This window comes from Streptomyces montanus, from assembly GCF_005786655.1.
GTDB lineage: Bacteria > Actinomycetota > Actinomycetes > Streptomycetales > Streptomycetaceae > Streptomyces > Streptomyces sporangiiformans.
In genome coordinates, this window is the sequence record NZ_VBZC01000005.1 from 25,191 (window position 1) to 47,589 (window position 22,399).

Sequence of the window (22,399 nt, forward strand, 5' to 3'; positions counted from 1 at the left end):
GATTGAGGACACCGTGGTCCAGATCACTTCACCGGACGACCGAGCGGCAGGCGACGAACGTCCCCTGCCGCCCCCCGCCCCGGAATACCACTCATGGATCGGCCAGAACCGCTCCACCGATGCCGCGAGCGTGGCCATGCGGGAGGACGCTGCCGCACTCGCCGAGCGCGTCATCGAGCACTACCGCAATAACACGACTCATGAGGTCGATGAGCAGTGGACGGAACCCGTCGACCACTACCTCGACGCCGACCGCTGGCTGCGGGAGATGGACGCCGTCCATCGGAGCGTTCCGCTCCCCCTCGCCATGTCGAGCGAGCTTCCAGGGCCAGGCACGTACAAGGCGCTGGATGTGCTCGGCCTCCCGATCCTGATCACCCGGGACCGCAAGGGCGTCGTACACGCGATGATCAACGCCTGCCGGCATCGTGGCGCCGAACTCGTCGAGCCCGGCTGCGGCGTGGCGAAGCGCATCACCTGCCCCTACCACGCCTGGTCGTACGACCTGTCGGGGGAACTGCGCGGCGTGTACGCCGAGAAGACCTTCGGCGACGTACCGCGCGAGAAGCGCAGCCTCGTGCAACTCCCCGTGGGTGAGCGCGCCGGCATCGTCTTCGTCTCGCTCGATCCTTCCGCCGAGCACGACCTGGACGCCTGGCTGGGCGATCTGCAGCCTCTGCTGGAGGGGCTCCGCTTCGCGGACTGCCACCACTACGCGACCCGCGAACTGACCAGCCCCAACTGGAAGGTCACCCTCGACGGGTACCTGGAGACCTACCACTTCGCCTCGCTGCACACGAAGACGGTCTTCGAGACGAACTTCTCCAACATGATGGCCCACGACACCTGGGGTCCCCACCAGCGTCTCGGGGCGGCCCTGCGGCCCATCGCCGACATGGTGGACCTGCCGGCGGACAAGCGTGACCCCGGCGACGTGGTCGGAGCCATCTACTGGCTCTTCCCCGGCCTGGCCATCGCCGGCACCTGGCGCAACAAGATCGCCGTCTCCATCGTGATCCCCCGTTCGGCCACCGAGTCTGTGACCCAGCAGATCATCCTGCTGCGCGAGCCGGCCGTCACCGAGGAGGAGCGCCACGCCGCCGACCAGTTCGGCGAGTGGTTCTACGAGGTGGTCCGCGACGAGGACTACGCGACCACCTACGGAGTACAGCGGGGGCTGAAGGCCCTCGCCGGGACCGACTTCGTCTTCGGACGCAACGAACCCGGACTCCAGCATTTCCACCGCACCATCCACCGCCTCCTGGACGAAGCGTCCAGATGACGAACCCTCAGAACTCGCAGGAGAACAGCATGGTGGCTACGGGCAGCCTCGACGGACGTGTCGCGGTGATCACGGGCAGCACGCGCAGCATCGGCCGCGCGATAGCCGAGGCCTTCCTGGCCGACGGGGCAACGGTCGTGCTCAGCGGCCGTTCGGAGATCAAGGGCAAGCAGGCGCTGGAAGAAATCCAGGCCGGCGACAAGGCCGTCTTCCACCCCTGCGACTCGAGTCGGCAGGCGGACATCGAGGCACTGGTCGACTGGACGGTCGAGCGATTCGGCCGACTGGACATCATGGTCAACAACGTCGGCGGCACCGAGGGATTCGCCCCCGTCCACGAACTGAGCGACGACGCGTGGCACAAGGCCCTCGACCTGAACCTCAACGCCTACTTCTACGGCACCCGCCGCGCCCTGCGCCCCATGCTGGAGGGGGGCTGGGGCCGTGTCATCAACATCTCCTCGGTCGAGGGCAAGCAGGCCAACAAGCCCGCGATCAGCCACTACATCACCAACAAGCACGCCATCCACGGTCTGACCAAGGCGACCGCCTTCGAGTACGGCACCGCGGGCATCACCTGCAACGCGATCTGCCCCGGCGCCGTCGACACCGACCTGATGCGCGCCGCCGGTCCGGCCGCGGCCGAGGCCGAGGGCATCTCGTACGAGGAGTGGCTGGCCCGGTTCGCCGAGCACGCCGCCACCAAGAAGATCACCACCGTGGAACAGATCGCGGGCGTCGCCTCGCTGCTCGCCGGCGATGCCGGCGCCGGCATCACGGGCACGCTGATCAGCGTCGACGGCGGAACGGCGCAGTGGTGAGCGCGGGAACGGACGGCGGGAGACCCATCGCCATGAAGCACTGGATCACCGACTCGCAGCGCAGCGAGCGACTGCCCCACTACACCCGGGCCAACGCGGGCGAGACCCTGCCGGATCCGGCCAGCCCGCTGGGCTGGACCCTGGTCTGGGGGCGCGGCCTGCAGGGCTGGCGGCGCGGCTTCGTCGAGTTCGGCATCTACCGCGGGGACGAGGTCAGCGGCCCCCGCCCTCCGTTCGCCGGAATCTTCGGCGGTTACTTCTACCTCAACCTGTCGCATCTGCGGCTGTTCGGCATCCGCATGGGGCAGACCGCCGACCAGATCGACACTGCCTTCGTGGGTCAGCGCTCCGACACCCCGGTGTACGTGCCGCACGCCGACGACCAGGACGCGGAACTGACGGCCAAGGCGACAGCGACGCTGCAGGGCATGCTCGGCCAGGCCGGGTACCCGGAGGGCGACGCCGACCACGAGCGGCTGCGCCGGGTCCGGCGCGAGCGGCCCGATCTGGCGGCCCTGTCCGACGCCGAGTTGGTGGCGCACGCCCGCTCGCTGTTGGACGACGTGGAGACGACCTTTCAACGGCATGTCGAGTCCTCGCTGCCGGCGTCGGTCGGACCGGCGATCCTCGGCCCGCTGTGCGCGAGCGTCGACCGTCCCGGCGCGATGCTCGACCTCATCGGCGGGCTGGGGGATGTCGACTCGGCCTCTCCGTCGACCGGCCTGTGGACGCTGTCGCGCCAGGTGGCGGCCTCGGCGGAGCTGACGGCTCTGTTCGACCGGGGCCCGGCCGCGGTGGAACAGGCCCTCGAAGGGGCGACCGGAGACGTCAAGGCGTTCCGGGACTCCTTCGACGAGTTCCTGGCCGAGTCCGGTGACCGCGGCCCCAACGAGTGGGACATCCACGCGCTGTCCTGGGAGGCGGCGCCGGTCCAGGCGCTGGCCCTGGTGGACCGGATCCGGCACAGCTCCGACGACGCCTCCCCCGCCGAGCGCCACCGCAAGCTGACGGGGCGCCGCACGGAGATCGCAGCCGAGATCCGAGTCGCGCTTCCGGAGGACGTACAGCCGATGTTCGACGCCGGCATGCACGCCTCGCAGGTGTGGATCCCGGCCCGCGAGCGGACCAAGGCGAACTGTGTGACCGTCATCAACGAGATCCGGATGGCGGTTCGGGAGCTCGGTCGCCGCGGGGTGGAGGCGGGGCGCTTCGCCCAGCCCGAGGACGTGATGATGCTGCTGGACACCGAGCTCGACGACTACGTCGCCGACCCCGACCGCTTCGGCTCCGTCATCGCCCGGCGGCTGGAGGAGTACGCCGGACTCAGCGAGCTGGAACCGCCGTTCTTCATCGCGGAGGACTCCCGGACCGAGATCGACGCGTGGCCGCGACGCAGCGACGCGGGAATCGCGGCCGCCGTCGAGGGCGATGTCCTCCCGGGTGTCGGCGGCAGCCACGGCACATACACCGGCAGGGTGCGCGTGGTCACCGACCCCGCCTCGTGCGAGGCGCTGGAGCCGGGCGAGGTACTGGTGGCTCCGATCACGGACGCGGCCTGGACCCCGCTGTTCCTCGTGGCGGGAGCGGCCGTCGTGGATGTGGGCGCGCTCAACAGCCACGCGGTCGTGGTCTGCCGCGAGCTGGGCATCCCGGCCGTCATCTCCGTCGAGGGCGGCACCCAGCGGCTGCGGGACGGCATGGTGGTCACGGTCGACGGCGACAAGGGCACGGTCACCGTGGACAGCGTTCCGGCCGCACTCGGCATCTGATCCCCGTCGGGCCCGCCGTTCCTCTGCCGGAGGAGCGGCGGGCCCGGGCCATGACCGTGGAAAGGACCACCGTGTCAGAGGACATCACCGCGGAAGTCATCGTCTCGGGCTGGATGGACTACGCACCCGGCGACCGCGACACGATGCTGGGGCATCTCGTCGAGCTGGGCCGCCGGACCCGTGAAGAGGAACCGGGCTGCCTGGACTACGCGATGAGCGCCGACCCCACGGACGAGAGACGCATCCGGGTGTACGAGCGATGGACCTCCCAGCAGGCGCTCGACGAGCACTTCACCACCGCGCACATCAAGGACTTCCGGGCCGCGGTGTCCGGGCTGACCCGGGTGGGCGTGAGCCTCCAGGCCCACACCGTGGCGGCGTCGCGCGACATGCGCTGAGGCGCGCGGAAGCGAGAAGAACTCGCCCTTACCGTTGCTCAGGCGATTGCTCGGGCGATTGCTCGGGCGATTGCTCGAGCATGGCGAGGGTCAGGACGTTGCCGCCGATGCCCCAGCCGCCGTCGGTGACCTCCTCGACCAGGACCATGGTGCTGGCGCGGGCCCGTTCGCCGTAGATCTCGACGTAGAGCTCGGTGGTACGGGTGACGATCCGCTCTTTCTGCTTCTCGTCGAGGGTGCCGGCGGGGACCTTGAAGTTGGCGAACGGCATGGTGGTTTCCTTTTTTGTTGTTGGGGTTACAGAGGCTGCCCGCGGTGAGCAGTGAGTGCGGAACACGTACGGCGAAGGCGCCGTGGTCGGTCAGATGATGCCGCCGTTGGCGCGGATGACCTGGCCGTTGATCCAGTGGCCGGCCGGCGAGGCGAGGAAGGCGACGACCTCGGCGATATCGGCGGGGGTGCCAAGCCGTTGCAGCGGGGGCTGGGCGGCCAAGCGGGCGATGGTCTCCTCGTCCTTGCCCTCGAGGAACAGGTCGGTGGCGGTGGGACCGGGGGCGACGGCGTTGACGGTGACGTCCCGGCCACGCAGCTCTCGGGCGAGGATCATCGTGAGCGCCTCGACGGCACCCTTGCTGGCGCTGTAGGCGCCGTAGCCGGGAAACGCCAGGCCCACCACCGACGTGGAGAACATGACCACCGCCCCGCCGCTGCGGAGCTTCCTGGCGGACTGCTGAGCGACGACGAAGCTCCCGCGGATGTTGGTGCGATGGACCGCGTCCAGCGTCGCCAGGTCCAGGTCGGCGACAGGGGACAGGTACATTCGGCCGGCCGCGTGGACAACTACGTCGACGCCGCCGAACTCGGACTCGGCGGTGTCGAACAGCGCGGCCACCTGCTGCTCGTCGGCGACGTCGGCCTGGACGGCGACCGCCCGGCCACCGGCAGCGGTGACCTCCTCGACGGCGGCCTCGGCCAGCTCACGGTTGCCCGCGTAGCCGACCACCACGGCGAATCCGTCGGCGGACAGCCGGCTCACCGTCTCGCGGCCGATACCGCGGGAGCCGCCCGTGACGATGGCGACGCGGGGCTGCTCTGCTTGGTGGTTGGGCGCGGCGCGAGTCGCCGCGGTTTCTTGGGAGGACATGGAGACTCCTGCAAGAGTTGCCAGATGCGGGATGGCACGACAGGCGGGTCGTGGCGCGGGGCGTCGGCGTTGTCACCGGCTGCTCCCTGCTTGCGCCTCCAGCATGGGCCGATGGTGCCGCGCCAGCCATGGCTGTCTCTACCCAGGGGTTGCCATCCCCTGGCTCAGGACGCCGGTGCGCGTCACGATGGGGAGCGTGAACCACTCCGAACTCGCCGCGTTTCTGAAGTCCCGGCGCGCCCGAATCCGCCCGTCCGACGTCGGCCTGCCCACTGGTCCGCGGCGCCGGGTGCCCGGACTGCGACGCGAGGAGGTCGCCCAGCTGGGGGGCCTGTCCGCCGACTACTACACCGAGTTGGAACGTGGACGCGGCACCCAGCCCTCGGCTCAGGTGCTGGCCGCTCTGGCCCGGGCGCTGCGCTTGAACGGCGACGAACGCGACCACCTGTTCCATCTCGCCGGCCGTCGTGTCCCCCCGGCCGCCCTCGGCCCGACCGCGCACGTCCAGCCGGCCCTGCTCGGCCTGCTGGACCAGCTCACCAGCACTCCTGCCCAGGTCATCACCGACCTGCACGAAACCCTCGTCCAGAATCATCTGGCTGCCGCGCTCGTCGGCCGGCCCCCGGCCGTGCGCGGCCCCGCGGCAAGCTTCGTCCACCGCTGGTTCACCGACCCTGACGCCCGCAGCCTCTACCCGGCCGAGGACCACCCCCACCACTCGCGGGTCTTCGTGGCCGACCTCCAGGCGGTCGCCGCACGGCGCGGCCGCGACACCAAAGTAACCCAGATGGTGGCCGCGCTACGACGGCGCAGCCAGGAGTTCGCCGACTTGTGGGACACCCGCGATGTCGCCCTCCGACGGACCGACCACAAACGCATCGTGCACGCCACACTGGGCGTCATCGAGCTGGACTGCCACAGCCTGTTCAGCGAGGACGGACGCCAGCGCCTGCTGTGGTTCTCCGCCCCACCCGGCACCGAAGGCGCGACCCAGCTGCAACTGCTCTCCGTCATCGGCACCCAGGACATGACGCCCAGTGCGAACGAACTCGGACAGCCAGGGGCCTGAGCAGGGTCTGGAACTGACACGGTGGCCATGGGATCTGTGCATGATCGCGCGCCCGAGCTGCCGCCGCGCCTGGGCGCGCGGACGCCTTTCGGCGGAGACCGCCGACAGCCGCGACGCTACGGGCGCTGCCGCACAGGCCGGATGACCAACTCGTTGACGTCAACATCGGCGGGCTGGCTGATCGCATAGGAGATCGCACGAGCAATGGCATCGGGCGAGATGGCCGCCGAGCGGTATGCCTTCATTGCCGCCGCGGCTCCTGGTTCAGTGATGGTTTCGGCCAGTTCGGACTCAACGACGCCAGGTGAGACGGTGGTGACCCGGATGAACGGCTCAGCCTCTTGCCGCAGCCCCTCTGTGATCGCCCAGGCGGCGTACTTGGTGGCGCAGTACACGGCAGCCGTGGGAACCACGGAGTAGGCACCGATCGACGCGATGGTGATGAAGTGCCCGCTGTTCCGGCGCTGGAAGTGCGGCATTGCCGCAGCGATGCCGTGCAGCAGGCCCTTGACGTTGACATCGACCATCCGGTCCCATTCGTCCACCAGCAGTGAGTCAAGCCGCGACAGCGGCATGACGCCGGCGTTGTTGACGATCACGTCGATGTGCCCCCGGGCACTAACCGTTTCGTCGACGAACCTGGCCACGTCGGCCCGGTCGGTGACATCGAGGCGGCGTACGTCGATGCTGCCGCCGTCGGCTCGGACGCTCTCCGCCAGACTGGTCAACCGATCCTCTCGACGCGCACCGGCAACGACGTGGTGGCCCTCCGCAGCGAGCCGCCTGGCGATGCCTTCGCCGATGCCGCTGGTGGCACCCGTGACGAGTACGACCTTCCGGTTGCCCTGCTCTGTGGTCTCCATGGTTGTCTGTGTCACCGCGTCCTCCTTGCTCAGTCAGGGCAGAAGCCCCGTTGACGGATCGTTCGCTGCAGGCTCACCGACCGGGTTGCCGTGCACGTCAAGGCGCCAGGCGGCGAGGGGGTCGTCGTTCATGTCCACCCCCACCACACCCCGGGCCAGGGCCGCCTCCAGCGGCATGACGGGGGTGGTGGCGCGCTGCCAGGACGCGGTCACATACCAGCGGCCACGTGCCGTGTCGTGGTGGATGCACTAGGTACGGCGCATCGGCTCCACCAGACCAAACCCTGTCCATATGCTGTCCATTCAGTGGTCACTCCCCGAATCGCCGTCACGACCGCCGGCGCGGACTCCCCACTCAGTCGTGGTCGGGATAGTCGGCGCCGAGCGTCACGTCGCGCCATGTGGTGAAGTTGGTCCGCAGAGAGTCGAGCCTGGCCAGAGCGACATCGAGGGCGACCTTGCCCAGGAGCAGTCGCAGCGGCGGGTTCTCCGCGTCGACGGCGGCCATGATGGCGGCGGCGGCACGTTCGGGGTCTCCCGGCTGGTGGCCGTAGGTGTCCAGGGTGCTCTTGCGCCGTGCTCCCGCGGTCGCCTCGTAGTCTTCGATGCGGGTCGCGGACTGACGCATGGACGGGCCGGACCAGTTGGTGCGGAAGGCTCCGGGTTCGACGATCGTGACGTTGATGCCCAACGGGGCGACTTCGGCCGCGAGGGATTCGGAGAGGCCTTCGACGGCGAACTTCGTGGCATGGTAATAACCGGTGGCGCCGAAGGCGGCGAGGCCCCCGAGGGAAGAGATGTTGACGATGTGGCCGCTGCGCTGCTCGCGCATGCCCGGCAGTACGGCTCGGGTGACGTCCACGAGGCCGAAGACGTTGGTGTCGAAGAGGGCGCGGACCTGGTGATCCTCTCCCTCTTCGAGGGCCGCGAGGTAGCCGTATCCGGCGTTGTTGACCAGGACGTCGATGGGGCCGAGGACGGCCGTCGCCGCCTTGACGGCCGCGGCGATCTGGGCGCCGTCGGTCACGTCGAGGGCAAGGGCCAGGGCCCGGTCCTCGTGGCCGGAGACGATGTCCGCAACCGTTCGCGGATCGCGGGCAGTTACCACGGCCTTCCAGCCGCGTTCGAGCACAGCGGTGGCCAGGGCACGGCCCAGACCTGTGGAGCAACCCGTGATGAACCAGACGGGCGTGGTGTTGGCAGACATGTGTGCCATGTCCCTTCATGGAGACGGCTGTTCGTCGAGGTCGCGTCATCAGGCGCGCGCAGTGCGGCGCGCCCTGGAGGCTCCGGGACGTGTGGGCGCTTTGAAGACGGTGAGGTGGGCCGCTCAGGCGTCGTGGGCTGGTTGGTCCGCCGCCTCGGCGGTTTCCGCGGCCTGTGAGGCGATCAGGCTGCCCAGCAGGGAAAGCGTGTGTTCGGAGGGGCTGCCGGGTTCGGCCTGGTAGACGACCAGTTGCTGTCCCGGCGCGCTGTTGACGGTCAACGACTCGTACTCCACGGTGAGTTCGCCGACGACGGGGTGGTGGAAGCGCTTGGTCTCCCTCGTCTTCTGGCGGATGTCGTGGCGTGCCCACAACCTGCGGAAGTCGGCGCTCTTGAGCGACAGTTCGCCGACCACCTCGATCAGTTGGGGATCGTTGAGGTCGGATCCCGCCGCCTCACGCAGACCGGCCACCGTGTTGACAGCGACCCGGTCCCAGTCCGGGTAGAAGTCCCGGGCGTCGGGATCGAGGAAGACCAGGCGCATCAGATCCCCGCTGTAGGTGTGTCCGGCGAACAGCGCCCCGCCGAGCGGGTTGTGGGCCAGCACCTTCATGCAGCGGTCCAGGATCACGGCCGGGGTGTTCGGCCAGTTGTTCAGCATCCGCATCAGGCCCGGGCCCACCTGGCGGCCGTGCGTGCTCCGGCGCCCCTTGGCCGGCCGCGGCCGTGCCAGTTGGTGGAGGTGGGCGATCCCGTCGTCATCCAGCATCAGGGCACCAGCGAGGGCGTCGAGTACCTGCACGGAGGGGTTCCGCTCACGCCCCTGTTCGAGACGTACGTAGTAGTCGGTGCTCAGCCCGGCCAGCATCGCCACTTCCTCCCGGCGCAGGCCCGAGACCCGGCGTCGGTCACCGCCCGGCATGTTCAGGTCCTCGGGCCGCACCAGTCCGCGGCGGGCTCTGAGGAACTGTCCAAGGAGGTTGTCGCTGTCCATGACCCGACAGTAGCTCCGCACCGGTGGCGCAGGGTGGCCCTGATACTCCCAGGCACGCTCAGCTCCGCATCGGGTGTCCGTACCGGCCCGGTGCGAGGCGTGGGCCGCGAGCCCCGGAGCTGGGCGGCGCGCTCGTCAGGTGACTGCTCCGCCGGATGACTTCCGCTCGCGAGACCAGCGGCGCCGATCGCACGACCGCCTTCTCCAGTGGATGCCACGGCCGCGCGGCTCCTCCGTCGTCACCGTCACGTCTTTAAGAAGTACCGTCCAGCCTCACCAGCATCTTGCCGATGTTTCCGCCGGCGAGCAGGGACAGCAGCGCCGCCGACGCGTTCTCCAGACCGTCCACCACCGTCTCCCGCGCGAGAACGTCGCCCGAGCGCAGCCAGTCGGCGACCCGGCTCTCGAACTCGGGCCGCAGGTCCTCGTGATCGCGCACGATGAAGCCGCGCAGGGTCAGGCGCTTGAGGACCGCCTGGATCAGCTGGTTGATGTCGGCGGACCGGCGGTCGCCGCCGAACTGCGACATCATGCCGCACAGGGCGACGCGGCCGCCGGGCCGCAAAGCGTGCAGGGCAGCCGCGAGTTGCTCGCCGCCCACGTTGTCGAAGTAGACGTCGATGCCCTCCGGCGCCAGCCGGGCCAGTGCCTCGCGCACCGGCTCGGCGCGGTAGTCGGCGGCGGCGTCGTAGCCGAACTCCTTCACCAGCAGGGCGCACTTGTCCGGCCCGCCCGCGGTCCCGATGACACGCTCAGCGCCCAGCATCCGGGCGAACTGCCCGGCGGCGCTGCCCACGGCCCCGGCCGCCGCCGAGACGAAGACCGTGTCACCGGGGCGCACCTCGGCGATCCGCGCCAGCCCGACGTACGCGGTGAAGCCGGTCTGTCCGAGCAGTCCCAACCAGGTGGGCAGCGGGGCGAGTTCGGGGTCGATCCGCCCGGCGCCGTCGGTGTCCGCGGGATCGAGGACTGCCCGTTCCCGCCAGCCCAGCTGGTGGCGTACGAAGCTGCCGGCCGGCACGGAGGGGCAACGGCTCTCCTCCACTACGCCCAGCGCCCGGCCGTCCAGAGGGGATCCAGGGGTGAAGTTGTGGGTGTAGTGCTTCTCGGTGCTCTCCAGCCGACCGCGCATCGAGGGGTCGACGCTCATATAGAGGTTGCGGACGAGGAGTTGGCCCTCGCCGAGCGGCGGCAGCGGACGTTCCTCGACCGCGAAGTCGCCGGGGACCGGCTCTCCGTCGGGCCGGCGGACCAGACAGACCACCCGTGTGGTGCGGGCTGTCACCGGCTCACTCCTCCGGTTGCCGGGCGGAGCGCCGCTGGGCGAGCCGGCCCACCCAACCGGCCATCTGCAGGTCGGCGTGGCGCAGTTCGCCCGACTGCCAGCGGGCCTGGAAGTCGAAGATGCCCTGCGCGCCCGTCTTGGGGTCGGTCACCTCGACCAGTCCGTCCTCGGTGAGCCGGTACACATGCCCGGTCAACGGGTGTGTCACTTGCTTGGGCATGGTGCTCACTCCTGCACTGGGCGGCGCACGCCGCGTTTGGTCACGGTCACCGGGCCGGCGACCCGGAGCTGGCAGGCGAGCCGGGTTCGGCCGTCCACCGGCCGGCGGAGGGACTGGATGCCCTCGCGCTCCAGCGCGCCCACGGGTGAGCAGTTCTCGGCGCCCTCGTCGACCTCCACGAAGCAGGTGCGGCAGGTTCCCTTGCCGCCGCAGACGGTGGGCCACCGGTATCCGAGACGTCGGGCGGCGGTGAACACGTCCTCGTCGCCCCGCACCTCCAGCTCGGCGCCCGAGGGGCGGACCGCCACGCGGTGGGTCACGGTCACCGGTTCATCCACTGGTCGAGGGTGCGATTGAAGTGCCGTATCCGGCTCTCCTGGTAGTTGGCCAGGGTGATACCGGGTTTGCGCAGGGTCTTCAGTCCCTGCTGCACGTACGGCAGGTTCTCGCAGTCCTGGTCGAAGACCGGGCCCAGCAGGCCGAGCTCGGGGATGTCGGCGAAGAGCAGGTCGTCCGGCACCCAGCGGATCTTCGCCGGGGGCGGGGTCTCGCCGGACTTCGGCGGGGACGACATGAAGAAGATCTCGGCGACGCAGGAGTCGGGGTCGAGCCCGTTGGGCCGGAACCGGTAGATGATGTTGGACTTGGCGCCGCCCCAGGGGTTGAAGTTGGGGAACAGCAGGTAGTTGATGGCGTCCAGCAGCTCGCTGTCGGAGGTCTTCGAGAAGTCCTGTTCCGAGGTGGCCGCCAGCTGCGCGCGCATCCGGTCCGCGAGGACCTGGCGGGCGGTGCCGCCGGGCGGTATCGGGGGGAGCTCGCCGCCGTCCGGCAGTGCCAGGTCGCGGCCCTGGGTGGCCGCGTAGAAGGAGCGCGAGTAGTAGAACGCCTCCAGGACGTCCTCCTCGGTGACGGAGTCCGCCACGTGGGGGCTGGGGGCACCCTGGATGTTGATCATCCGATTCCAGTTGGGCTGGCCGGCGATGACGTCGTACTGGGAGTTGGCGTCGGCGAGCCATGGCAGCATCTGCGGATGCGTCGCGATCACGTGGAAGGACTCGATGAACGCGTCCTGCGCGACCTTCCAGTTGCAGGGCAGCACCTTGGCGATGTGCAGCGACTTGTAGCGCTTCTCCAGCGGCCAGATGTAGTACTCGTCGAAGGTGCCCCGGTAGCTGTCGAACGACTCGGCGTACGGGTCCATGTTGATGAAGACGAAGCCGCGCCAGGTGGCCACCTTGGCCTCGGGGAGCGAGAACTTCTCGGGGGTGACATGGGGAAAGTCCCAGACGCAGGGCGGTGTCTGCATGGTTCCGTCGAGGTTCCAGGCGAAGCCGTGGAAGGGGCAGCGGAACTCGGCGACGTTGCCCCCGCCGGTACGCAGTTTGCGGCCCCGGTGCAGGCACGCGTTGACGAACGCGCGGATCTCGTCGGGTGCCGTGCGCACGATGATCAGTGAGTCGTCGCCGATCTCGTAGATCTCGTGGTCGCCGACCTCGGGGATCTCGCTCTCCAGACAGGCGAACTGCCAGACACGGCGCCACACCTGCTCCATCTCGCGCTCGGCCCATTCACGGGAGACGAAGCGGTCGATGTCGACGTCCTCGCTGCCGAGGTGGTCGTTGTGGTCATACCTCAGCGCGGCGGGAACGGTCCCGCTGTCCCGGTCGAGGTAGTCCTGGACGCTGAGCCCGGGGCACCGCTCCGCGCCCAACTCCGACGATTCGCCCATCTTCGCTCCTCCAGCAGAAACTATAGATGGAGTGTAGTTAGTGATTGCACGCCAGAGCAACAGTTGCGACGGCGTAAGGCGTGCCCATCACTCAAGGTCTCGAGAAAGTCAGGCGCCCGACCTCGAATTTATTTCCGCCGCCCCCTCGCCAAGCCGGTTGCGACATGTCACACTCCGACGCACTTGAGACTGTAGTGCGTCACAAGTTTCTGATTGCGGGGACGCGGCTGCGCCCGTTCCCGCCCGAGCGCCGCACGGTTCCTTCCGTCGGCCACCGCGCCGCCCTCCCCCCACGGCGGCGACCGCCATGGTCCGCTCCACCACCCCACGCGTGCCGCCCGGTCCTGAACGGCACCGGAAGAGACTGGAAAGAGCCGCCCGCCGAGGACCGGAACACCACCGGCCCCGGCGCCGGCGCCACATCACAGGAGTGCTCAACGATGAGTTTCAGACCTGTTCGCGCGGCCCGCCGTGCGATGACCGCGATCGTCCCCGTCACCGCGCTGCTCACCCTCGCCGCGTGCGGCGGCGGCGCCACTCCGGCCGCCGACTCGTCGCAGGCTGCGGCGGCCGACTCTCCGGGCCTGACCGCGGCCCGCAAGGCCGTGCAGCAGTACTCACAGCGCCCGACGCGGATTCCCGTGACCCAGCCGGTGGGCAAGAAGATCCCCACAGGCAAGAAGATCGACTTCATCCTGTGCGGCGTCCAGTCCTGCAAGGACCTCGCCGACTACTTCACCACCGCGGCCAAGAAGCTCGGCTGGGAGGTCAAGCAGATCTCCACCCAGGGCACGCCGGAGTCCGTCCAGGCCGCCTACGAGCAGGCGGTGCGCGACAAGCCGGACGCCGTCGTCGCCTCCGGATTCCCGCGCGCGGTGTACGCCAAGCAACTGGCGAAGCTGAAGAAGGCCGGTATCCCCGTCATCCAGTCGAACGCCGACGACGTGCTGGGCGACGGAATCGGACTGCTGAAGAACGGGCCGGCCGACGTCGATGTCCAGGGCACGATGATCGCCTCGTGGGTGGTGTCGAACAGCGGCGCCAAGGCCAACACCGTCTACTTCGACCTGCCCGCGTACACGATCCTCAAGCCCGTCAGGGACGGGTTCGAGGCGAAGTACCGGGAGTGGTGCGAGGGTTGCGAGCTGGACACCGTCGACGTGCCGATCACCGCGATCGGCAAGGACATGCCGGACCGGGTGGTGTCGTACGTCCGCTCGCACCCGAAGGTGACCCACATCGTCTTCTCGCTGGGCCTGCTCAACGTGGGTGTCCCGGCCGCTCTGAAGACCGCGGGCATCACGGGCAAGCACATCGTCGTCAACGTCGGTGACGCACAGAGCTACCAGTACATCGAGGGCGGTCTCACCGACGCGGCCATGGCTCTGAACCTGTACGAGACGGCCTGGATCCAGGTCGACGCGCTGGCCCGCCACTTCACCGGCCAGTCGATGGACGTGGACCAGAAGGCGGAGCTGCCCAACATGCTGATCACCAAGGAGAACCTCCCGTCCGCCGATGGCGACTTCCCGCTGGTCGAGGACTACCAGAAGCAGTTCAAGGCGCTCTGGGGCCTGAGCTGACCGGCCCGGCGCCGTCGGCCATCACGCCGGCGGCGCCAGGTGCGACGGATGGATGGAGTAGCGGTGCACGCTGACACATCAGCAGGGACGGCGTACGGGCCGGCCCGGACGGACGAGACGGACCGGCCGGTGCTTCGCGTCTCGGGGCTGTCGAAACGGTTCGGCGGAACCCAGGCGCTGAAGGACGTGGACCTCGACATCGCCCATGGCGAGATCCACGCGCTGATCGGGCCCAACGGTTCCGGCAAGTCCACCCTCATCAAGATCCTCGCCGGATACCACCACGCGGAGCCGGGAGCCGTCGCCGAACTCGACGGCGAGCGGTTCGAACTGGGCCAGGTCACCGGTTCGCGGCACGACCGGCTCCGCTTCGTCCACCAGGAGCTGGGGCTGGTGGAGGAGCTGAGCGCCACGGACAATCTCGCGCTCAGCCGTGGCTTCGCCCGTACGGCGTTCGGCAACATCCGTTGGCCCGAGATGGAGCGCCGGACGGCCGCGCTGGTCGAGCGGTTCGGCCTCGGCATCGACGTACGCCGGCCGCTGGCCATGGCCACCCCCGTCCAGCGCGCGGTGGTGGCCATCGCCGCCGCGCTCCAGGGCTGGGAGGGCCGACGCGGCGTGCTGGTGCTCGACGAGCCGACCGCCGTACTGCCACCGGGTGAAGTCGCCCGGCTCTTCCACATCGTGCGGGAGGTCCGCGACGCGGGCGCCAGTGTGCTCTACGTCTCGCACCGCATGGACGAGATCTTCGCGCTCGCCGACCGGGTCACCGTGATCCGCGGCGGACGCCGGATCGCCACGCGTCCGGTGGCCGGGCTCACCCCCCGTGCGCTGGCGGAGCTGATGGCCGGCCAGGAGAGGGAGACCGGCCACCGGCCGCGGCCGCCTTCCGGCAGCGCAGGCGACGTCGGCGGCACAGGCGGCGTCGGCGGCACAGGCGGCGTCGGCGGCACAGGCGGCATCGGCGTGGCCGCGCTGGAGGTCCGCGACCTGTGGGCAGGCCCGCTGCGCGGCGTCGGCTTCGACCTGGCCAAGGGCGAGCGGCTGGGCGTCACCGGCCTGGTCGGCTCCGGCCACGAGGCCGTGCCGTACGCCGTGTGCGGGGCCTGGACCGGGCCGGTGCGCGGCCGGGTGCGGATACCGGAGCGCTCCCCCCGGTGGGTCGACGCACGGAACGCCGCCGGCCTCGGCATCCCCCTGGTCCCCGCCGACCGGGCGAACGAAGGGGTGGTCGGCGACTTCTCGGTCGGGGAGAACCTCACGCTCCCCCTGCTCGACCGGCTCCGCGCCCGCCTCGGCCGACTGCACCGCGGGAGGGAGGACGCGCTCACCGAGGCGTGGATCCGGCGGGTTGAGGTGCGCACGGCCGGACGCGGGGCGCGGATCACCACGCTCAGCGGCGGCAACCAGCAGAAGGTCGTCATGGCCCGCTGTCTGGCCCAGCAGCCGCCGGTGCTGGTGCTGTGCGAACCCACGGCGGGCGTGGACGTCGCCACCCGGCAGCAGCTCTACGAACTGATCGGGCGTCAGGCGGACGACGGCATGGGCGTGATCGTGTCCTCGTCCGACACGGAGGACCTGCTCGCGCTGTGCACCCGCGTCCTGGTGGTGCGGGACGGCCGGATCGTGCGGGAGATCAGCGGCCGGGACATCACCGAGCCCGCGCTCGTCCATGCCATGGAAGGAACCGAGTGACATGACATCCACCCCGACCCGGGCGGCGCAGCACCGGCCGACCGAACCGAAGGTGCCCGCGGTGTCCGCGGTGTCCGCCGTGGGGACACCGGTGGAGCTGGGCCGACGAGCGGTGGCCGCCCTGTCGTTCCGGAACATCGGCGCCGTCTACGTATGGCTGCTGATCGTCGTGATCTTCTCCGTGTGGGCGCCGGAGACGTTCCCGACGGCCACCACGGTCAAGCAGGTACTGAACGGCAACGCCGTGGCCGGACTGGTGGCGCTCAGCGTCGTCACGCCGCTGGCCGCCCGTGTCTTCGACCTGTCGGTCGCCTACACCATGTCGCTCACCAGCGTGCTGACCGCCCGCTTCCTGGTCTCCGCGGGCCTCGGCCCGGGCACCGCGATCACCCTGGCGATGACGGCCGCCCTGCTGGTCGGGGTGATCAACGGAATCGTGGTGGTGGTGCTGCGGGTCGACTCGTTCATCGCCACGCTGGCCACCGGCGCGCTGATCCAGTCCCTCATCACCATGGTGACCAACGACAGCTCGATCACCGGCGTGCAAATGCTGGCCAAGCCGTTCGCGAGCATCGCCCAGCTGGACGCGGGCGGTATCACGCTCCCAGTGCTGTATCTGCTCGTCGCCGCGGTGGCCATCTGGTTCCTGCTGGAGCACACCGCCACGGGGCGCCGGCTGTACGCGACCGGCTTCAACGAGAATGCGGCACGCCTGCAGGGAGTGCGCACCGACCGGCTGCGCTTCATGACTCTGGTGACGGCCGCGCTGCTCTCCGGTTTCGCCGGAGTCGTCTTCGCGTCCTCCGTCGGCTCCGGATCGCCGAGCGCCGGCACGCCGTATCTGCTGTCGGCCTACGCGGCGGCCTTCGTCGGAGCGACCCAGCTGCGCGCCGGCCGCTTCAACGCCTGGGGCACGGTGATCGCGGTGCTGCTGCTCGGCACCGGCATCACCGGACTCGGGCTGGCCACCAGCGCACCGTGGGCCACGAGCCTGTTCACCGGCTCGGTCCTCATCATCGCGCTGGTCCTCACCGGCGGACGGATCGCCCTGCCGGCCGTGCTGCGCCGCCGGAAGTCACCCACGCCGGGCTCCCATCCAGACGGAGCCGACCCCATGCCCGTACCAGCACCAGCACCAGCACCAGCACCAGCACCCAACAAGGAGGCCTGACGATGAGAGCGGTTCAGTACCGGAAGGTGGGCGCTGCCCCCGAGGTCGTCGAGGTCCCCGTGCCCGAACCCGGCCCGGGTCAGGTGCTGCTGAAGGTGACGGCGGCCGGCCTGTGCCACTCCGACCTGGCGGTCATGGGCTGGCCGGAGGAAGTGTTCCCCTACCACCTGCCGATGACGCTGGGTCACGAGGGCGTCGGCACCGTCGCGGCACTGGGCCGGGGTGTCACCGGGCTCGCGGAGGGCGACGCGGTGGCGGTGTACGGGCCCTGGGGCTGCGGCCAGTGCCGCAAGTGCGCGGAGGGAAAGGAGAACTACTGCCTGCGGGCCGCCGAGCTCGGCATCATGCCGCCCGGTCTCGGCTCCCCCGGCGCCCTCGCGGAGTTCATGGTGGTGGACTCGCCCCGCCACCTGGTGCCGCTGAACGGACTCGACCCCGTGCAGGCGGCACCGCTCACCGACGCGGGGCTGACGCCGTATCACGCGATTCTGAAGTCCCTGCCCAAGCTGGGGCCGGGCAGTACGGCGGTGGTGATCGGCGTCGGCGGACTGGGCCATCTCGCCGTCCAGCTGCTGCGTGCGCTGACCCCGGCCCGGGTGATCGCCCTCGATGTGAGCCAGGAGAAGCTCGGGCTGGCGCGCACCGTCGGCGCCCACGAGACGCTGCTCTCGGACGCCGAGGCGTCGAAGCGCGTCCGGGAACTCACCGGCGGGGTGGGGGCGGAGGCGGTACTGGACTTCGTGGGAGCCGAGGCGACCCTGTCGATCGCCGCCGCTGCGGTGGCCGTGGAAGGCGACGTGACCATCGTCGGCATCGGTGGAGGCACCCTGGCGGTCGGCTTCGGCGGCGGACTGCCGTTCGAGGTCTCCGCCTGCTTCCCCTACTGGGGCAGCCGGGCGGAGCTCATCGACGTCGTCGAACTGGCCCGGCAGGGTCTCGTCTCCTCCCACGTCGAGACGTTCTCACTGGAGGAGGCACCCATGGCGTACGAGCGCCTGCACGCCGGGGAGATCAAAGGCCGCGCCGTGGTGCTACCGCACGGCTGAGCCGCGCCCCGTCGGACCGGGCCAGGCCGGGGCCGGGTACTGGCCAGGGCCCGGCCTGACGGGTGTCCGCGGCCGGAGCACGAGCTCGTCGGCTCGCCGGTTGGCCGCTCACTCCAGCCAGGGCCGGGGCCAGGCCCGGGTACTGACCGCGCCGACCGCTGCTTTGGCCGCTCGCTCGACCAGCGAGATCCCGCCCGCCATCGACGCGTTGTCGCCGCTGAGGACCGAGATCAGATAGCGGCGCCCGTGCACCGTGACCTGCCCGATGCTGTTGATGTCCCACAGCTCGGTCGTGCTGCGTTTCAGCCAGCCGTTCTTGAGGGCCCATCGGGAACCTGCGGCCGCCGACACTCCCCAGTCCTGGCCTTCCGTGATCTCGCTCATCAGCTGTCGGATGTACGCACGCGACTTCTGGTTCAGCCCCGCTGACCCGCGGGAGGACATCGTGCCCTCACCGCCGAACACCTCGCGCAGCAGCCTGACCTGGTCCTCCGCCGTCGTCTGGGTCAAGCCCCAGCGGGCGCCATGGCCACCCTGCGTCGAGGACAGCCCCAGCTTCTCATTGGCCGCGTCCAGCCCCGGCGCCCGGCCGATCGCCCGCCACAGGACATTGGCCGCCTCGTTGTCGCTCGCCTGGATCATCACCTTGGCATGTCTGTGCTCCTTGTCGGTCAACTCGCGCTCCTTCTCCTGTGCCTGAAGCAGCAGCGTCGCGAGGATGTTGACCTTGACGATGCTCGCCGTGTCGAACGTCGCACGGTCCCCGAACGACGCGATCTGCCGGTCGGCGTCGTCCAGGCGGAGCACCGCCACCGCCAGCCGCGCCTCGTCGTCCGACAACACGGGCTCGATCGACCTGGCCAGCGCCGCACCGAGGCCCTCGCGCGGTGCTGCCGGTCCCATGGCGGGCGCCGCTGGGGCCGTTTTCCGCGGCGGGGGTCGCTTGACGGTGCCGGCCGAGGAGCAGCCTGCCGGCAACGCCATGAGGACTATGGCCGCGCAGACGATCAGAGTCTGCCGTCGGCGGCCGGAGGGCGTTGTGGTCAGTCTGTATGTGCGGTGGTGGCTTCTGTACGACATGACTGGGCGACCCTCAGCATCCTGGGGGGAGGAGACATAAGGGTATGAAAATATGACAAATCAGCCTCTTGAGCAGTTTTTGAAGTCCCGCCAGGCGCCGACGGCCCGCTCCAAGCAGCGCTCGAGCACGGTCAGGAACTCCGGCGTCTCCCAGGGGCCCCGGTCAACGCGCCCGGTGTCGTCCACGCCCAGATCCTGCACGTCGTAGCGGCCTCGGCAGTGGCCGAGGGTGAAGTAGCAGACCTCGCCCAGGCCGTGCCGCTTCAGGTAGAGCACGGGGCGGCGGGCGTCGTCGACAGCGGCCGTGTCGCCCTCGGCGAAACCTCGGCACGGCCCCGAGTACTCGGCGTGCAGCAGCACCTCCAACTCCCCGTGCAGTTCGCAGACGTACAGCTCGTCGGAGACCGTGAAGGGCTCGATCCCGGCGACCAGCGGATGGTCCGGCCGAGTGACCCGTACCGCGTACGGCTCGATCGGCGGGTGGGCCAGGAACTGGCTGCCGAGCACCTCGGCCAGGCCGCCGAGGAGCCGCGGGGTGGTGAACACCCGGGGCCCCTCGGGGGCGGGCGCCTCGATCACGGAGTTGGTGCCGTGCAGGGCGAGCCAGCGCCCGCCCCGCTCGACGAACTGCGTCAACGCCTTCTGTTGCCCGGCGTCCGGACGTACGTCGCAGGTGTAGGTGAGCAACAGGTCGGCGGCGTCCAGAGCGGGCACGCAGGCGAAGTCCTCGTACACCCGGGTGCGTACCCGTGGATGGTCACCGAGCAGGTTCAGCAGCCGCAGCCGCGCGTAGTCGAAGTCGTGCCACTTGCCGCCGCAGACCAGTACGGCGTCCAAGCGGCCCGCCGGGCCCGCCACGGCTCAGTACTGGACGCGGGTCAGCAACCCGCCGTCCACCACGAGGTTGACGCCGACGCAGAACGAGCCGGTGCGGCCGAGGAGGAACGTCACCGCCGCGGCCACGTCCTCCGGGGTGCCGTAGCGGCCGATCGGCAGCTTGCCGAGCACCTCCTCGTACACCTCCGGGCGGCCCGTGCGGATCGTCTCCCAGGCGCCGCCCGGGAACTCGATCGGGCCGGGCGAGACGGTGTTGACCCGGATGCCCTTGGGGGCGAGGGCATGGGCGAGCGCCGAGGCGTGCTGGACCACGGCGGCTTTGATGGCTGAGTAGGAGTTGGCGCCGGCCGGGCGGGCGGTGTCCGAGGCGTTGGTCGTACCGATCACGACGACCGACGCGCGGTCGGAGCGTTCCAGGTGCGGCAGCGCCGCCTCGACCAGACCGGCGAACGGCAGGAGGTCGCCGTGCAGGCTCGCCTCCCAGGATTCGGGGCCCTTGACGTTGCCCGCCGACACATTGGACACCAGCAGGTCGAGGCCGCCGAGTTCGTCGGCCGAGCGCTGCACGAAGCCCGCGAGCGCGGCCGGGTCGGTGACGTCGACCGGTTCGGCGAACACGGTCGCTCCGTCCGCTCGCAGTTCGGCGGCGGCCTTCTCCAGCGCCTCCTCACCCCGCGCGCACAGTGCCAGCGAGCAGCCCTCGGCGGCCAGTGTCCGGGCGATCGCCCGGCCGATGCCCCGGCTGGCGCCGGTCACCAGCGCCTTCGCGCCGGTCAGTCCTGTGTCCATCGCTCTCACTCCTCGGTCGGTTCACGGCGCCGGGCACAGGGCCATCCCTGTCCTGCGGCTCGGCTGTGCTCGGCTCGGCTCGGCTGTGCTCGGCTCGTACTGGCGGGTCGGCGGCAACTGGTCATCAGCTGCCGGGCAGTTCGGAGAACGGCACTCGGTCCGTTCGCGGCTCGCCGGGCAGTCCCAGCACGCGCTCGCCGATCAGATTGCGCTGGATCTGGTCGGTGCCGCCGGCCAGCCGGTAGCCGGGGGCGCCCAGTAGGTGCTGCGTCCAGGCGAACGTGTCCGGCTCTCCGGTGTCGGCGCTGATCCGGGCACCCATCACTTCGGCCGCCGTCTGCCCGGTGCGGGTGAGCAGGTCGGAGGCCATGAGCTTGGTCAGCGACGCCTCCGGGCCCGGCCGGCCGCCGCCGGCGCTCGCCCTGGCGACCCGGTCCACGGTGGCCGCGCGCAGCGCGGACCTCACATACAGGTCGGCGAGGCGCTGACGGATCAGCGGGTCTCCGGTGCGGCCGAGCGAGCGCGCGAGGGCGAGTACGTCCGAGAAGGTGCCACCCTTGCGCCGGCTGCCGGTGCCCGAGGCGGTCCGTTCGAAGGCGAGGGTGGTGGTCGCGACCTCCCAGCCCTGCCCGGGGCGGCCGATCCGCAACCGGTCCGGGACGCGTACACCGCTGAGGAACACCTCGTTGAAGGAGGCACCGCCACTCATCTGGCGGATGGGGCGTATCTCCACGCCGGCGGCGTCCATCGGGACCAGGAAGGCGGTGATGCCCGCCTGTTTGACGACGTCAGGGTCGGTGCGGGCCAACAGCAGTCCGTAGTCAGCGAACTGGGCTCCCGAGGTCCACACCTTCTGACCGTCGATCACCCAGTCGCCCTCATCGCCACCCCGCCCATCGCCTTCATCGGCGCTCGCCTCCCGGCGGGCGCGGGTGCGCAGGGCGGCCAGGTCGGATCCGGCGCCGGGTTCGCTGAAGAGCTGGCAGGCCAGCAGGTCCGTGCGCAGGAACGCGCGAGCGTAGTCGTCGCGCTGCTCGGCCGTCCCGAAGAGGGAGACGGCCATCGCCACGAGTCGCACGGTGACGCTGATCAGTTCGGTCGACGGCGGCACGTCGAACGCCGACTCCTCCTGGGCGAAGGCCGCCGCGTGGGCGGCACTCAGGCCCGCGCCGCCGCTGGCCCGAGGGAGCGTGAGGGCCTGGTATCCGGCGTCGAAGCGGGCGCGCTGGTAGGCGCGGCAGCGCTGAAGCAGCAACCGTTCGTCGTCGTCGGAGAGGTTGTGGAACACGGCGAGATCGGCGGCTTCCGAGGCGGACTCCGGCGCCCGGCCCGGTTCAAGAACGGTGGCCAGCCACTGCCTCACCTGTGTGCGCCACGTGTCCACATCCGGCTGGGACATGGCTCCTCCTCAGGATACT

Annotated in this window: 22 protein-coding genes and 1 pseudogene; 9 read left to right on the plus strand and 14 right to left on the minus strand. The window is 70.1% G+C overall.

Features of this window, described 5'->3' with window-relative positions; genetic code table 11:
- Positions 1-13: 13 nt before the first annotated feature.
- The 4 genes from FE633_RS05290 to FE633_RS05305 all read left to right on the plus strand — a co-directional run bounded on the left by FE633_RS05290 (position 14) and on the right by FE633_RS05305 (position 4,270).
- Positions 14-1,282 carry an aromatic ring-hydroxylating oxygenase subunit alpha gene (locus FE633_RS05290; protein ID WP_138043913.1) on the plus strand — a complete coding sequence of 423 codons (1,269 nt, stop codon included), beginning with the start codon at positions 14-16 and terminating at the stop codon, positions 1,280-1,282.
- Positions 1,279-2,103 carry an SDR family NAD(P)-dependent oxidoreductase gene (locus FE633_RS05295; RefSeq protein WP_138043914.1) on the plus strand — a complete coding sequence of 275 codons (825 nt, stop codon included), beginning with the start codon at positions 1,279-1,281 and terminating at the stop codon, positions 2,101-2,103. Before FE633_RS05290 ends, FE633_RS05295 begins: the two co-directional genes overlap by 4 nt.
- A 32-nt stretch (positions 2,104-2,135) precedes the next feature.
- A complete protein-coding gene (locus FE633_RS05300) occupies positions 2,136-3,872 on the plus strand; it encodes a PEP-utilizing enzyme (RefSeq protein WP_138043915.1) in 1,737 nt (578 codons plus the stop codon).
- 71 nt (positions 3,873-3,943) lie between these two features.
- Positions 3,944-4,270, plus strand: coding sequence for a putative quinol monooxygenase (locus FE633_RS05305; RefSeq protein ID WP_246113429.1), 327 nt, complete (start codon positions 3,944-3,946; stop codon positions 4,268-4,270).
- Positions 4,271-4,298: 28 nt separating this feature from the next.
- On the opposite strand, the gene FE633_RS05310 is transcribed toward FE633_RS05305, so the two are convergent.
- Entirely contained in the window at positions 4,299-4,541 is a 243-nt protein-coding gene (locus FE633_RS05310; protein ID WP_138043916.1) for a tautomerase family protein, read from the minus strand.
- 90 nt (positions 4,542-4,631) lie between these two features.
- Complete coding sequence (locus FE633_RS05315; protein ID WP_138043917.1) at positions 4,632-5,414, minus strand: SDR family oxidoreductase; 783 nt, start codon at positions 5,412-5,414, stop codon at positions 4,632-4,634.
- 196 nt (positions 5,415-5,610) lie between these two features.
- Here FE633_RS05315 and FE633_RS05320 point away from each other — a divergent pair, with 196 nt between their 5' ends.
- Entirely contained in the window at positions 5,611-6,483 is an 873-nt protein-coding gene (locus FE633_RS05320) for a helix-turn-helix transcriptional regulator (RefSeq protein WP_138043918.1), read from the plus strand.
- A gap of 116 nt (positions 6,484-6,599) precedes the next feature.
- Here FE633_RS05320 and FE633_RS05325 read toward each other — a convergent pair whose 3' ends face one another.
- The 8 genes and pseudogenes from FE633_RS05325 to FE633_RS05360 form a co-directional block, all read right to left on the minus strand.
- Positions 6,600-7,346 (minus strand): SDR family oxidoreductase, encoded by a 747-nt coding sequence (locus tag FE633_RS05325; RefSeq protein ID WP_138043919.1) that lies wholly within the window; start codon positions 7,344-7,346, stop codon positions 6,600-6,602.
- Between the two features lie 69 nt (positions 7,347-7,415).
- A pseudogene (locus FE633_RS05330) lies at positions 7,416-7,592 on the minus strand (IS200/IS605 family accessory protein TnpB-related protein); the annotation flags it as partial.
- A gap of 109 nt (positions 7,593-7,701) precedes the next feature.
- A complete protein-coding gene (locus tag FE633_RS05335) occupies positions 7,702-8,553 on the minus strand; it encodes an oxidoreductase (RefSeq protein WP_138043920.1) in 852 nt (283 codons plus the stop codon).
- Between the two features lie 123 nt (positions 8,554-8,676).
- Entirely contained in the window at positions 8,677-9,546 is an 870-nt protein-coding gene (locus FE633_RS05340) for a helix-turn-helix domain-containing protein (RefSeq protein WP_138043921.1), read from the minus strand.
- A gap of 253 nt (positions 9,547-9,799) precedes the next feature.
- On the minus strand, positions 9,800-10,831 hold the full coding sequence (locus FE633_RS05345) for an NADP-dependent oxidoreductase (RefSeq protein WP_138043922.1): 1,032 nt from the start codon (positions 10,829-10,831) through the stop codon (positions 9,800-9,802).
- 4 nt (positions 10,832-10,835) lie between these two features.
- Positions 10,836-11,051, minus strand: a complete 216-nt coding sequence (locus tag FE633_RS05350) for a transposase (RefSeq protein WP_119103225.1) — start codon at positions 11,049-11,051, stop codon at positions 10,836-10,838.
- 5 nt (positions 11,052-11,056) lie between these two features.
- Complete coding sequence (locus tag FE633_RS05355; protein ID WP_246113430.1) at positions 11,057-11,377, minus strand: 2Fe-2S iron-sulfur cluster-binding protein; 321 nt, start codon at positions 11,375-11,377, stop codon at positions 11,057-11,059.
- The gene (locus tag FE633_RS05360) at positions 11,374-12,780 is read right to left on the minus strand and encodes an aromatic ring-hydroxylating oxygenase subunit alpha (protein WP_138043923.1); all 1,407 of its coding nucleotides are present in this window, start codon (positions 12,778-12,780) and stop codon (positions 11,374-11,376) included. The genes FE633_RS05355 and FE633_RS05360 overlap by 4 nt, the downstream gene beginning before the upstream one ends.
- 440 nt (positions 12,781-13,220) lie before the next feature.
- Here FE633_RS05360 and FE633_RS05365 point away from each other — a divergent pair, with 440 nt between their 5' ends.
- The 4 genes from FE633_RS05365 (at position 13,221) to FE633_RS05380 (ending at position 18,275) form a co-directional block, all read left to right on the plus strand.
- Positions 13,221-14,363 carry a sugar ABC transporter substrate-binding protein gene (locus tag FE633_RS05365; RefSeq protein WP_171059809.1) on the plus strand — a complete coding sequence of 381 codons (1,143 nt, stop codon included), beginning with the start codon at positions 13,221-13,223 and terminating at the stop codon, positions 14,361-14,363.
- A gap of 63 nt (positions 14,364-14,426) precedes the next feature.
- Positions 14,427-16,058, plus strand: a complete 1,632-nt coding sequence (locus FE633_RS05370) for a sugar ABC transporter ATP-binding protein (RefSeq protein ID WP_171059810.1) — start codon at positions 14,427-14,429, stop codon at positions 16,056-16,058.
- Position 16,059: 1 nt separating this feature from the next.
- A complete protein-coding gene (locus tag FE633_RS05375) occupies positions 16,060-17,229 on the plus strand; it encodes an ABC transporter permease (protein WP_171059811.1) in 1,170 nt (389 codons plus the stop codon).
- Positions 17,230-17,231: 2 nt separating this feature from the next.
- Entirely contained in the window at positions 17,232-18,275 is a 1,044-nt protein-coding gene (locus FE633_RS05380; RefSeq protein ID WP_138043927.1) for an NAD(P)-dependent alcohol dehydrogenase, read from the plus strand.
- Positions 18,276-18,383: 108 nt separating this feature from the next.
- Here the strand turns inward: FE633_RS05380 and FE633_RS05385 are convergent, their stop codons facing one another.
- The 4 genes from FE633_RS05385 to FE633_RS05400 form a co-directional block, all read right to left on the minus strand.
- Positions 18,384-19,178: a serine hydrolase gene (locus FE633_RS05385; protein ID WP_246113431.1), complete on the minus strand. Its 795-nt coding sequence runs from the start codon at positions 19,176-19,178 to the stop codon at positions 18,384-18,386.
- Positions 19,179-19,415: 237 nt separating this feature from the next.
- Positions 19,416-20,213 (minus strand): ThuA domain-containing protein, encoded by a 798-nt coding sequence (locus FE633_RS05390; protein WP_138043929.1) that lies wholly within the window; start codon positions 20,211-20,213, stop codon positions 19,416-19,418.
- Positions 20,214-20,216: 3 nt separating this feature from the next.
- Positions 20,217-20,981, minus strand: a complete 765-nt coding sequence (locus FE633_RS05395; protein ID WP_138043930.1) for an SDR family NAD(P)-dependent oxidoreductase — start codon at positions 20,979-20,981, stop codon at positions 20,217-20,219.
- Positions 20,982-21,105: 124 nt separating this feature from the next.
- Complete coding sequence (locus FE633_RS05400; RefSeq protein ID WP_138043931.1) at positions 21,106-22,380, minus strand: acyl-CoA dehydrogenase family protein; 1,275 nt, start codon at positions 22,378-22,380, stop codon at positions 21,106-21,108.
- Positions 22,381-22,399: the final 19 nt, after the last annotated feature.